The sequence below is a fragment of the Neisseria sp. P0001.S005 genome, from assembly GCF_051963715.1.
In genome coordinates this window covers 1-12,570 of sequence record NZ_JBQCTZ010000103.1, presented here as the reverse complement: position 1 = coordinate 12,570, position 12,570 = coordinate 1, and the positions used below count along the sequence as shown (strand labels likewise).

Below are 12,570 nucleotides of genomic sequence, written 5' to 3'. Positions count from 1 at the left end.
ACGAAAAAATAACCGCTAAAAAGCGGTTAGATTTTCTAATGTGGTGCCGACAGCGAGATTTGAACTCGCACAGCCTACGGCCACTACCCCCTCAAGATAGCGTGTCTACCAATTCCACCATGTCGGCATAAATCAAATTGTCTTACTGCTGCTGAGGATTCGGTGCAACAGGAGTTGTATTGTTTTGTGCAGGCGTTGCAGGCTTAGGAGCTTGCTGGGTCTGCTTCATATCGCTGAAGTCTAAACCGTGCTTATTGGAGTGGGTGTGAATATACACCATTGCCATGCAGGTCGCAAAGAAAAATGTTGCAGCAACGGCAGTCGATCGGCTGAGGAAGTTGGCATTACCAGCAGAACCGAATACGCCTTGCGCGCTACCGCTGCCCGAACCGAATGTTGCGCCGGCATCCGCACCTTTACCGTGTTGCAGCAATACTAACACGATTACGAATAGAGCGGAAATAATATTAATAATCCAGATAAGGGTTTTAAAGGCTTCCATATGTTTTCTACGAGGCTTGTGCTGCGTTGATGATGGCGGTAAAGGAGTCATATGATAATGACGCGCCACCAACCAATGCGCCGTCTACATGAGGTACTGCGAAGATGTCGGCTGCGTTATCTGCTTTCACACTTCCGCCGTAAAGAACGCGGATTTTAACATCGCTTCCGCACAAAGACAAGATTTCTTTGTAGATAAATGCGTGCATGTCGGCGATTTGTTCGACAGTGGCGACTTTGCCTGTACCGATCGCCCAAACCGGCTCGTAGGCAACGGCGATGTTTTTGGTGTTCAAACCTTGCAGGATGGAAAGCTGGTGGGCAATGACTTCGTGTTCTTTACCGGCTTCGCGTTCTTCCAAGCTTTCGCCGACGCACAACAATGGAATCAGGCCGACGTTGAGGACGTTTTCCATTTTGCGGCGTTGGATTTCGTTTTTCTCGCCGAAATAAAGGCTGCGCTCGGAGTGGCCAATGAGAACGATGTCTGTACCGATGTCGGCAAGCATTTCGGCGGACACTTCGCCAGTGTATGCGCCGTTATTCGGGAAACGGCTCACGTCTTGCGCACAGGTTAAGATGCGGTTGTTCAAAACAATCTGCATGGCGTTGTGCAGTTGCAACAGATAAACGGTCGGAGCGGCCAGGCCGATTAACACGCGTTCTGCGGTTGGCATGACACGGAAGCGGTGCATAAGCGCATTGTTGTTTTGGAGTCGGCCGTTCATTTTCCAGTTGCCGATAACCCATTTTTGGTCCCACATTCCGATTTGGTGATACATCTTTATTGCTCCGTGTGTTGGTTGTTGCTTGCTGTAGCGTCGTGTAATGTGAAAGTTTAGTGGATATATGTGCGCTTGGCAATTATTAACGGACCTCCGGGGCCGTCTGAAAGATGGCACACTCTCCGACAAGGATTTATAATGTATGTTTCGATAAAATTAAGAATTGAACGGAGCACAAATATGGACTTTGAAAAAGCGCGTTTCAATATGGTTGAACAGCAGATTCGTCCGTGGGATGTCTTGGACTTCGACATTTTGGATGCTTTGGAGGAGATCGAGCGCGAACATTTTGTCGGCGAGGCTTTTCAAGGTTTGGCCTATGCGGATATGGAGCTGCCGCTGACCAACGGCCACAAGATGTTGGAACCCAAAGTCGTTGCCCGCCTGGCTCAAGGCTTGAAACTGAAAAAAGACGAAACTGTCTTAGAAATCGGTACAGGTTCAGGCTATGCAACCGCCCTGCTGTCCAAACTGGCCGGCAAAGTCGTGACCGACGACATCGATGCCGAACAGCAGCAACGCGCCAAAAAAGTTTTGGACAAATCGGGCTTTGCCAACGTCGATTATGTGCAAAACAACGGCCTGACCGAAGCATCGCAAGGCGCGCCTTTTGATGCGATTTATGTAGGCGGCGCAGTAGACAGCGTACCTGAAATTCTGAAAGAGCAACTGAAAGACGGCGGCCGTATGGTAGTCATCGTCGGCCGCAAACCGGTACAACGCGCGCTTTTGCTGACGCGCAACGGCAACGAGTTTTCCGAAAAGGTATTGTTCGACACCGTCGTGGCACACTTGGAAGACAAATCGGCCAATCCGTTCGGCGATTTCGATTTTTAAACAACAGGCCGTCTGAAAGTTCAGACGGCCTCATACTTTCATACGCTACCCTATGACCGACATCATCCAACTCTCGCCTACCGAATTGAAACAATGGCAGGACGAAGGCCGCGCATTTCATCTGCTCGACGTCCGCACCGATGAAGAACGTGCCATCTGCACCCTACCCGCCGCCATTCATATCCCGATGAACCTCATCCCCCTGCGCCAAAACGAGCTGCCCGACGACGATTTACCCATCGTCGTTTACTGCCACCACGGCATCCGCAGCCTGCACACAGCAATGTATTTGGAAGACGCCGGATTTGAAAACCTCTACAACCTGCAAGGCGGTATTGATGCTTGGGCAATGCAGGTGGACAGCAAAATGATGCGGTATTGAATCGGTTTTATCAATAAAAGGCCGTCTGAAACAGGATTTCAGACGGCCTTTTTCAAACCTTTCTGCTTACGCTTGTAAGCTAGCGACAAACTGCTGTACGGCCGGCACGGCCAAAATCAACAGCAATACCAATACGGCTTTTTCCATACGGTTGAACTGACAACTTCCGTAGTGTTTCTTTTGCGAATAGAGAAACAGCAATACGCCGGGCAAATAGAACAAGACTGAAAGCAGCAAATATTCCGTGCCTGCCGCATAGACAATCCAAGCCGCATAAAGCGTTGCTGCCGCGCCGATAAGACGGTATTTTGCCGCAGCCTTTTGTGTCAGCGATAATTTGAGCAGATATGCACCAATTAACAAATATGGTATCAAAATCATGGAAGTCGATACCATCAGCAAGGCAGAATAATCCTCGCCTTTTAACCACACCAGCAATAGGCAAACCTGCACGGTCAAGGTGGTAAACATCAACGAACCCTGCGGCACTTCGTTTTTATTCAACGGGATAAACGATTTTGGAAATGCGCCGTTTCTCGCACCCATGTGCGGAATCTCGGTCGCATACAGCGTCCAGCTTAAATAAGACGACAGCACAGACACAATCAGGCAGGAAGAAATCAACACTTTACCCCAAGGGCCGACCATGTGCGCCAACACGCCCGCCATAGACGGATTAGCCATTGCAGCAATATCCGCACGAGGCAAAATGCCTTGAGCCAAGACGGTAATTGCCACATACATGGCCAGCGTCAAGCTGACGCCGATAATGGTTGCTCGACCGACATCAGCACGACTTCGCGCATGCTTGGACAAAACCGCCGCACCCTCAATACCGGTAAACACCCACAGCGTAATCAGCATTGTGTTTTTCACCTGCGTCATCAGGCTGACATCAGGATTTTCAGGCGTAGCAAGGCTCGCCCCTGTCCAATCGGACATAAACACTTCGGTTTGAAAGAAATAGGCTGCCATACCGATAAATAAAATCAGCGGAAATACTTTGACTGCCGTCGCAATCAGGTTCACTCCTGCCGCTTCTTTAATACCGCGCACTACCAACCAGTAAATCAGCCACACAATTACTGATTCTCCAACAAAAGCAGCAAATGTGTTGCCTTTACCGAAAATCACGTTGTCCGGCGTATCGACAAATCCGCCTACTGCTTCAAACGCAACCACCAAATAGCCGACAATACCGACCGTGGTGCAAAGCCAATAGCCCCACGCCGAGAAAAAACCCATCAAATCGCTGAAGCCGTCACGGGCGTACGTATAAATACCGCCATCCAATTCGGGCTTAAGTTTGGACAAGGCCGAAAATGACAGGCCGAGAAAGATAATGCCCACACCGGTAATCAGCCAACCCAACAGCAAAGCCTGCGAACCTGCAACGGCAGCCATATTCTGCGGCAGGCTGAAAATACCCGAACCAATCATGGAACTGATAACCAAGGCCGTCAGTGCACCCAAGCCGATTTGAGATTTTTGCGACATGTTTATTCCTGATTTTTATAATTATGTGTTTGTGAAGCGACGGGATTACCGGCTTTTTTAGCCTGTTCTAACCGTATCAAAATATTATACAGCCGCTTTCAGACGGCCTTAAATCCTTGCGCCAATGCACGGATATGTTCAGGTGCGATACCGCAGCACCCACCGATGATTTCCGCACCCAAATCCGCCCATTGTCTCGCCCACGCCAAATAATTTTCCGGCGTGGCATCAGAGCGAATCGGATCCAAACCGTCGTTGGCCTCGTTCATCTGTCCTTGTACCGGTTCAAATGCATTGGCGTAAACACCCAGTTTCAGACGGCTTTGGGCTTCATGTGCCACTTTCAAAGCTTCTGCCATTACTTCAGGCTGACTGCAATTGAACAACATTGCCGCCGCACCTATTTTTACCGCGAAATCCGCCGCCTCGTGCACGTTTTCTCCCGAACGCAACACCGGTACATCATGCGGCATCGTATCTTCCAAAGTAAACGACACCCAAAACGGTTTACCGTCCTCGGGCAGACTGCTGCGCCAGAAACGCGCTTCTTCCAAGCTGGATACGGTTTCTGCCAACCAAATATCAGCAAACGGCATCAAACCCGATATTAAAGGGCGCGCCAAAGCAGGTGCGACTTGTTTGTCAAACAAGTCAGGGCGGTAAGAACCGAATAACGGCGGCAGGCTTGCGGCTACTTTTGCAGTAGTCTCGCTTTGTTCCACCGCTTCACGCGCCAAACGGCCGGAAAGCCTTGCCCATTCGGCAGCTTGAGCATCAAAGCGTGCCTGCCCGATATGAAACGGAACAAGCGCATAGCTGTTGGTCGTAATCACCTGTGCGCCTGCGCGAAGAAAGTCCAAATGCGTTTCGCGTACAATCTCCGGCGTTTCCATCAAAGCCAAAGCAGACCATTCCGGCTGGCGAAACGGTGCGCCGCGCCGATGCAGTTCACGCCCCATTCCGCCGTCTAAAATCGTTACCGTCATAATCGACCTCCAATGATGATTTTTTAAAATCACCATTCTACGCTTTTTTAACTCCTTACCTTTAATCTATGAAAAACTAAACTTATGCAGTTTCGTTATATAAAAGGCCGTCTGAAACTGGATTTCAGACGGCCTTTACGATTATTTCACAAACCGTGCATCTGCCATAAACGGCCGTGTAGCGGCTGGTTTGGCGGAATAGAAGCGGGAGAACGTGCTGTCGATTTTGGTCTGTATCGGCTTACCGTCCAATGTTGCCGATGCTTCCAATTTCACGCCACCGCCACTGGTTTCGCCCAATTTCATATTTGGCAACGTCAGTTTGGCAATATTGAGTTTCGCATTTTCCACTTTGGTATCGGGAGACATCAGCTGTTTGCCGACGGGGCGGATTTTTTCACCCTCATCATGAGGCGCGGCACCACCGTTATCGTCAACCACGCCGATATTAATCAATCGGGCAGACGCCAAATCCATCTTGCCGTTTTTGACCGGAATACCGACAAACAGTTTTACGCCGCGATGAATGAACGTATTGTCCCGCCACTGAGTTTGGCCCTCTTTCGGCGGTTTGGTTTCTGCCGCCACCGAATAAGTGCGGCCCATAATCATCAATTTATAACCTGGAATTTTTTTCGAACCGAATCCATCAGTGATATCTTCGACCAGTTGCGGCGCAGTCAGGGTTTCGTTTGCCAAAATACGGGCTGAAGTTTCTGCCAGATGGGCAGGCTTGCCGTCTATGGTCAATGCCTGTTCATGGCCGAAATCAGACGCAAATGCAGGCACGGCGGCCAGCGCGGCGGCCAATGCTAGAATACGGATGGTTTTCATTGCAGACTCCTTAAAAATGTAATTGGGTTGATTACCCGATAAAATCCGGGCGATATTGATAGGAATCGGTATTTTTATACAAATGATACAGATTATCAAGAATATTTGGATTTTAAAATAAAAAAGGCCGTCTGAAATCCAGTTTCAGACGGCCTTTTAATCTAATTAAACCTTCTATCAGTCTTTGAAGCGTTTGAATACCAATGTGCCGTTGGTACCGCCAAAGCCGAAGGAATTGGAGATGGCAACGTCGATTTTCGCATCGCGTGCTTCGTTGGCGCAGTAGTCCAAATCGCAACCGGCTTCAACGTCTTGTTCAAAGATGTTGATGGTCGGTGGAGATTTTTGCTCGTGTACCGCCAACACGCTGTACAACGCTTCCACGCCGCCGGCCGCGCCGAGCAGGTGCCCGGTCATGGATTTGGTGGAGTTAACAATGACTTTGCGCGCATGATCGCCTAAAGCGCGTTTGATGGCTTTGGTTTCGTTGGCATCGCCCAAAGGAGTCGAGGTACCGTGTGCGTTGACGTAATCTACGTCTTCAGGGTTCAGGCCGGCATCTTTCAGGGCGCGGGTAACGGCCAATGCAGGACCTTCTTCGTTAGGCGCGGTAATGTGGTAGGCATCGGAGCTCATGCCGAAGCCGACGATTTCGGCGTAAATTTTCGCACCGCGTTTTTTCGCGTGTTCCAATTCTTCCAACACCAGCACGCCAGCGCCTTCGCCGATAACGAAACCGTCACGGCCTTTGTCCCACGGACGGGAAGCGGTGGCAGGATCGTCGTTGCGGGTGGAAAGTGCCTTCATGGCAGCAAAACCGCCAACGCCCAAAGTGCTGATCGCACCTTCTGCGCCACCGGCAATCATCACGTCTGCGTCGCCGTATTTAATCAGTCGTGCAGAGTCGCCGATAGAATGCGCGCCGGTCGTACAGGCAGACACCATGCCGTAGCTCGGGCCGCGGTAGCCTTTGAGGATGGTCACGTGACCGGAAATCAGGTTGATCAGCGAGCCTGGGATAAAGAAAGGATTGATTTTGCGCGCACCGCCTTCGATAACGGCTTTGCCGGTCGCTTCAATGCTCGGCAGGCCGCCGATACCGGAGCCGATGTTGACACCGACGCGGTCTTTGTCGAGGGTTTCCAAATCGTCCAAGCCTGAATCATTAATGGCTTGCAGGGCGGCGGCAATACCGTAGTGGATGAACACGTCCATACGGCGCGCTTCTTTCGCGCTGATGTATTGGCCGATGTCAAAATCGCGCACTTCGCCGGCGATTTGGCTGTTGATGTCGGATGCGTCAAAGCGGGTAATCCGTCCGATGCCGCTTTTGCCTGCGAGCAAATTGCTCCATGCGGTGGCGACGTCGTTGCCGACCGGTGATACTTGGCCAAGACCTGTGATGACTACTCTTCTCTGACTCATGATAATCTCGCTGTTGGTTGTCGGGATTTTCGCGGCAGCCTTGCTCTTTTTTCTTCGTGAAAACGGGCAAAACTCATGCCGTCTGAAATTTCAGGGGTTTAATAATAAGGTAAAAGCCTCTATTGCGATGGCGCAGCAGAGGCTGGATGTTTGGTGCGACCGATTAGCCTTGGTGGGCGTTGATGTAGTCGATAGCCAATTGTACGGTAGTGATTTTTTCAGCGTCTTCGTCAGGGATTTCGCAGCCGAAAGCTTCTTCCAAAGCCATCACCAGTTCTACGGTGTCCAGAGAGTCAGCACCCAAATCGTCTTGGAAAGAAGATTCGTTTTTCACTTCGGCTTCGTTTACGCCCAGTTGTTCAGCAACAATTTTTTTAACTTGTTGTTCGATGTTTGACATGTCAGTCGTTCCTTTTCGCCTTGCGGCAGGTTGTTTAAGGGAAATAATTCGTCGGTATTGTACCGAATTCGGATAGAGTTTTCCATCTAATCCTGCATTTTAGCACAGATTATTCTGGAAAAACCTGTTGTTGCGCATATTAGCATATGCTGATTTTAACCTACAAGCGGGAATTTGTTTTTCCTTGGTATCAATAAGTTAATAAGCGGAAAGATCGTCTGAAAACTGATTTCCCCGTTTTCAGACGACCTTTTATTCAATCAAGGCAGATTTGGGATAACCCAAGTAGCGTGGGCTTTGCCCACGAAATCCACCATCCAACAACTAAATCCGACAACAGTCACATAGACTTTCATTTGGCATTCATCTCGTGGGTAAAGCCCACGTTACGGCTTGCTGTAACGGCAACTTTGCCCTTCCTTCATCTAACGGAGGAGAAGTTTGCGGACGTATGCTAATATAGTATATTGTGGGAAGTGTGCCTGTCAGATTTAGCCGTAATGGCAAGGCATTATTTCATTACTCAAAAATTCTTTATGAATTAGATGTTTAAAATAAACTATTAAAACTTTAGGATACGCATATGCAAGATCAGGAAGAAAGTAAAAACCAAGAAGAACAAGAAAATCAGCCAAAAGAAGACAATGGTGCCATGACCAAGTTGCAAGATGTGTTCAATCTTGCGCATGACCAGGCCCATCCCGATAAAATTGATGCCGTCATCCGCACCAATACTCGGGTGTCCGGAACCAATATGTGGGTATTGATGTTTGCCATTGCCGTGGCGAGTATCGGTCTGAATGTAAACAGCACGGCGGTAGTGATCGGCGCGATGTTGATTTCGCCGTTGATGGGGCCGATTGTAGGTATGGGTTACGGTTTGGCGGTAGGGGATACTGCGCTGATCCGTCAAGCCGTGCGCAATATTATTATATTCGTCGTCATCAGCTTGATTACCGCTACGTTGTATTTCCTGTTAACCCCGCTTAAAGAGGCGCAAAGCGAGATTTTGGCGCGTACTCAGCCGACCCTTTGGGATGTGTTGATTGCCTTCTTCGGCGGTAGTGCGGGTATTGTGGCGCTGACCCGAAAAGAGGGAGGCAATGCCATACCGGGTGTGGCGATTGCTACCGCATTGATGCCACCCCTGTGTACTGCGGGCTACGGACTGGCACATGGCAACTGGCACTACTTTCTCGGTGCTTCATATCTTTTTGCCATCAACTGCGTATTCATCGCTTTTGCGACCTTGTTGTTTTCCAAGCTGCTCAAGCTGCCGCGCAGGGGGTTGGTAAAGGAATCCAAACGCCGGTTGCACAGCATCATTATTACTGCCGTCGTACTTGCTGTCATGATTCCGAGCGGCTATATGGCATCAGGACTGGTGCGTCAGGAAATCTTCAACACCAGAGCCAATGCTGCCATTGCCACTGCGAAGCAACAGGAAGGTTTTTTCGTGCTGCGTAAGATGTTGAACCATAGAGAAAATAAAGTCAGTCTGGTTGTCAATGGAACGGGCAATGCCGAGAAAATTTCCGCCTTGCTGGTGAAAAGCCTTAACGCGTCGGGGGTGAAAGAGCCGAAGGTCAACGTGGTCTATGCGGGAGGGAACGATGCCAAAATCGAAGAATTGCTGGCAAGCCGAAACAACCCGGTTCAGCAGCAAAATGAGCTGAAAGAGCAGCAGGCCTATATCGATACCATACTGGCAGGCAAAGCCTCCGATATCGACGATGCAGCGGTACTCAAGGAATTAAAAGCCCAATATCCGGAAGCGGAAAAAATCGTTGTCGGACGCGGCTTGGCTTGGGATAAAGCGCAAACAACGCCTGTTTCCGAACAGTCTGAAAGCCAAAAAAACGTAGAACTGAAGACAGATACATATGACGATATCGTCGTTGTCTCTCTCGAATTGGAGCAGCCATTGCCCGCCAAAGATCTCGAGCGGATACAGGCGTGGTTACGCCAGCGTTATGAGGGTAAGGTAGTGCGCATATTGCAAACGCACAAGTCTCAGACAGATAAACCGTCTAACGAATAATCGCCTTCAGGCTTTATCCATTTCCGAGAAATCATTGATTGTTCCTAGTACACCAAATCCGCCTCAAACACGCCTCTCAAGGCGTTGGAGAGGCGGATTTTTTCTGCGCGCTCGAGCATGTCGCGGGTGATATGCGTTTCGATGACTACGTCCGCGCCCAAGTAGGTTTGCGGCTGCTGCAACACGGCTTGGCGCATGATGCCGTTGAGGATATCCAAATCCAGAGACGGGGTGAGACGGGTGTTTTTGTGCATGTTCATGTTTCAGTATTCTCCTGGAAATACTGTAAACAACGCTACTAGTTTCTACAGCATCGAGTTGATAACGTCGCCCACCCCGGCAAGGTTTTCTGTGCCAAGGACGAGTTTGAGTTTCTCAAAGTCGATTTGGTCTTCGCAACAGACTTCGGGAAAGATTTGTTTGAGTTTTAATATATTGTTTTGTTTGAAATTATTTTCTAAATCGTGTATAATTTTTCGGTTCGGTTGCCATAATTGCGTCTTCCATCAATGATCACTTACAAAGTGTCCATTTTATCGGGATATGTTGAAAGTTAAAAGAAAAGAAGGCCGTCTGAAAACTTTAATATTCGTTTTTCAGACGGCCTTCTTTTCACTTACCGAAACAAGAGTATTTTGTTTCTCAACTTTACAAAACAGTCAGTCCTGCTGCTTACTTCTACCCTAAAAACTCTTTCAAAAACAGCAAGACACAGGCGAGTTCGTCGGCGGATTCGCGTTGCGTGCCGTTGCCGGTATGGCCGCCGCCGTCAGGCGAGTAGAGCCAAGATTGCGGCGAGGTTTCGCGCAGTTTGGCGTAGAACTTGAGCGCGTGGGCGGGATGGACGCGGTCGTCGCTGAGGCTGGTGGTAATGAGCGCAGGCGGATAATTGATGCTGTCTGAAAGATTGTGATACGGCGACAATTCGCCCAGCCAGCGTTTGCAGACTTCGTATTTCTGCGGATTGCCGTATTCGTCCGTCCAACTTGAACCGGCGGAGAGCAGCGGATAGCGGATCATATCGGTCAGCGGCACTTCGCACACCAGCGCACCGATGCTTTGCGGTTCGCGCACGAAGGCGGCGGCGGTAATCAGGCCGCCGTTGCTGCCGCCCTGCAAACCGATGTGTTGGGGCGAACTCATGCCGCGTTCGGACAAATCGCGCACGACGGCAAGCAAATCATCGACGCTTTTGTGTTTGCTTACGCCTTGCGCCGCCTGATGCCAGCGCGGGCCGAATTCACCGCCGCCGCGTATGTTCGCCAACACGAAGGCGTTGCCCTCTTCCAGCCAATATTTGCCGACGCTGCCCAGATAATGCGGCAATTCAGGAATGCCGAAACCGCCGTAGGCATAGACCAGCGTTGGCGTGTCGGGCGCAGCGTTTTTGCCGACGTGGAAATAAGGAATGCGCTCGCCGTCGGCCGAAGTCGTCCAAAACTGCTGCACGTTGATGCCGTCTGAATCGAACTGCTGCGGCTGGCGGCGCATGACGGTCAGTTCCATCACGTTCAAATCCAGCGCAAACAGCGTCAGCGGCGTAGTGAAATCGCTGGAGGCAAGGTAAACCACGTCTCCGCCCCACGGTTGGTCGGTCATTTCCAACGCACCCGAAGGCAGGCGCGGCAGTTCGACTTCCTGCCATTTGCCATCGCTAAAGCGCCACGCTTTCAGACGGCCTTGTACGTTTTCCAAAAGGCTCGCCACCACAAAACGCTTGGTCGTTTCCACACTTTCCAATGCCTGCGTTTCATCGGGCGCAAACAAAAGCTGCGCCGCCCCGAGTTCGCCCCGATTCAGCTTCACCGCCACCAGCGCGCCGCTCGGATAGCTTTGGTTCGCACGGTTCCAGTCTTTGCGCAACGTCAGCAAAAGATGCCCCGCCAGATAGCCGACCACGTCGCAATCGTTGGGCAGGTTCAACGGTTTCGCCTCGCCTTCGGCTGACACCTGCAAATAGGTTTTGGTGTAAAAACCGTCCGACGCTTCAATCAAATCAATCGGCGAACCCTGCGGATCGAGATAACGCCACGCGTTCACCATCATCGCGCCTTTATCGATTTGGTACACCGGCAGGCTTTCCTCGAAACTCTTGCCGCGCTCCACCAGCCACACTTCGCGCGGATAGCCCGATTCGGTCAACTGGCGTTCGTCCCAAGCCGGACACACCCACACGCTGTTTTCATCGCGCCACGACACATGGTTTTTGCCTGCCGGAAAGTGAAAACCGCCTTCTACCAACTCCCCTGCTTCCAAATCCACTTCCAGCGTGTAAGCCGTATCGCCGCCCGATTTGCTCAGTGTTAACAACGCGCGGTTGGGCTTTTCCACCAAGTGCGACACACCGCCCAAATACACATCGTCGCCGAGCAATTCGTCGAAATCCGCCACTGAAAACAGGATTTTCCACTCAGGATAGCCCGAACGGTAAGTCGCCGCCGTACACACGCGGTACACGCCCTTCGGATATTCCGCGTCCTGATGGAAATGGTACATCCGCGCGCGGTGTTCCTGACAAAACGGAATCTGCCGCGTATCCTGCATCTGCGCCAAAATGCCGTCAGACAATTCGCGTGCTTTGTCGTTTTCTAAAAAACGCGCACGCGTTTCGGTATGCGCCGCGGCGGCGAAATTTTGCGTTTCGGGAGATTCGAGGTTTTCAAAATGGAGATAGGAATCAGGGTAGGATTTCATAAAAAAAGGCCGTCTGAAAGATTGGGAAACGGAATTATAACGGCAAAATCAAAAAAGGCCGTCTGAAACCTGCGTTTCAGACGGCCTGAACAACATTCTTCAATTCAACGCCCGTATATTTTCCACAAACCTTCCTGCAAACCAAACGCAGGCTCGCCGTCTTGCGGCTGGGTGCGGACATAGCTGCC

General features: G+C 50.6%; 11 protein-coding genes, 1 tRNA gene and 1 pseudogene. 3 read left to right on the top strand and 10 right to left on the bottom strand.

Features of this window, described 5'->3' with window-relative positions; translation table 11 throughout:
- Positions 1 to 41 precede the first annotated feature (41 nt).
- The 3 genes from ACTHSP_RS12535 to tpiA all read right to left on the bottom strand — a co-directional run bounded on the left by ACTHSP_RS12535 (position 42) and on the right by tpiA (position 1,283).
- Positions 42 to 127, bottom strand: a tRNA-Leu gene (locus tag ACTHSP_RS12535).
- A gap of 15 nt (positions 128 to 142) precedes the next feature.
- Positions 143 to 502, bottom strand: coding sequence for a preprotein translocase subunit SecG (gene secG, locus ACTHSP_RS12530; RefSeq protein ID WP_314513311.1), 360 nt, complete (start codon positions 500 to 502; stop codon positions 143 to 145).
- Positions 503 to 509: 7 nt separating this feature from the next.
- A complete protein-coding gene (gene tpiA / locus ACTHSP_RS12525; RefSeq protein WP_004519014.1) occupies positions 510 to 1,283 on the bottom strand; it encodes a triose-phosphate isomerase in 774 nt (257 codons plus the stop codon).
- 183 nt (positions 1,284 to 1,466) lie between these two features.
- Between tpiA and ACTHSP_RS12520 the strand changes: the two genes are divergently transcribed.
- Positions 1,467 to 2,123, top strand: a complete 657-nt coding sequence (locus tag ACTHSP_RS12520; RefSeq protein ID WP_314513313.1) for a protein-L-isoaspartate O-methyltransferase — start codon at positions 1,467 to 1,469, stop codon at positions 2,121 to 2,123.
- A gap of 52 nt (positions 2,124 to 2,175) precedes the next feature.
- On the top strand, positions 2,176 to 2,505 hold the full coding sequence (locus ACTHSP_RS12515) for a rhodanese-like domain-containing protein (protein WP_003679997.1): 330 nt from the start codon (positions 2,176 to 2,178) through the stop codon (positions 2,503 to 2,505).
- A gap of 66 nt (positions 2,506 to 2,571) precedes the next feature.
- On the opposite strand, the gene ACTHSP_RS12510 is transcribed toward ACTHSP_RS12515, so the two are convergent.
- The 5 genes from ACTHSP_RS12510 to acpP all read right to left on the bottom strand — a co-directional run bounded on the left by ACTHSP_RS12510 (position 2,572) and on the right by acpP (position 7,647).
- Positions 2,572 to 4,002, bottom strand: coding sequence for a basic amino acid/polyamine antiporter (locus ACTHSP_RS12510; RefSeq protein ID WP_440346200.1), 1,431 nt, complete (start codon positions 4,000 to 4,002; stop codon positions 2,572 to 2,574).
- Positions 4,003 to 4,100: 98 nt separating this feature from the next.
- Positions 4,101 to 4,988 carry a homocysteine S-methyltransferase family protein gene (locus ACTHSP_RS12505; protein WP_440346199.1) on the bottom strand — a complete coding sequence of 296 codons (888 nt, stop codon included), beginning with the start codon at positions 4,986 to 4,988 and terminating at the stop codon, positions 4,101 to 4,103.
- A gap of 141 nt (positions 4,989 to 5,129) precedes the next feature.
- Positions 5,130 to 5,822: a hypothetical protein gene (locus ACTHSP_RS12500; RefSeq protein ID WP_063068368.1), complete on the bottom strand. Its 693-nt coding sequence runs from the start codon at positions 5,820 to 5,822 to the stop codon at positions 5,130 to 5,132.
- A gap of 177 nt (positions 5,823 to 5,999) precedes the next feature.
- The gene (fabF, locus tag ACTHSP_RS12495) at positions 6,000 to 7,247 is read right to left on the bottom strand and encodes a beta-ketoacyl-ACP synthase II (protein WP_039861923.1); all 1,248 of its coding nucleotides are present in this window, start codon (positions 7,245 to 7,247) and stop codon (positions 6,000 to 6,002) included.
- A gap of 163 nt (positions 7,248 to 7,410) precedes the next feature.
- Complete coding sequence (gene acpP / locus ACTHSP_RS12490) at positions 7,411 to 7,647, bottom strand: acyl carrier protein (protein WP_003679644.1); 237 nt, start codon at positions 7,645 to 7,647, stop codon at positions 7,411 to 7,413.
- A gap of 583 nt (positions 7,648 to 8,230) precedes the next feature.
- On the opposite strand from acpP, the gene ACTHSP_RS12485 reads away from it, so the two are divergent.
- Positions 8,231 to 9,688: a TIGR00341 family protein gene (locus ACTHSP_RS12485; RefSeq protein WP_440346198.1), complete on the top strand. Its 1,458-nt coding sequence runs from the start codon at positions 8,231 to 8,233 to the stop codon at positions 9,686 to 9,688.
- Positions 9,689 to 9,732: 44 nt separating this feature from the next.
- Here ACTHSP_RS12485 and ACTHSP_RS12480 read toward each other — a convergent pair.
- A pseudogene (locus ACTHSP_RS12480) lies at positions 9,733 to 9,924 on the bottom strand (aminotransferase class IV); the annotation flags it as partial.
- Positions 9,925 to 10,366: 442 nt separating this feature from the next.
- Complete coding sequence (locus tag ACTHSP_RS12475) at positions 10,367 to 12,382, bottom strand: prolyl oligopeptidase family serine peptidase (protein WP_440346197.1); 2,016 nt, start codon at positions 12,380 to 12,382, stop codon at positions 10,367 to 10,369.
- Positions 12,383 to 12,570 lie beyond the last annotated feature (188 nt).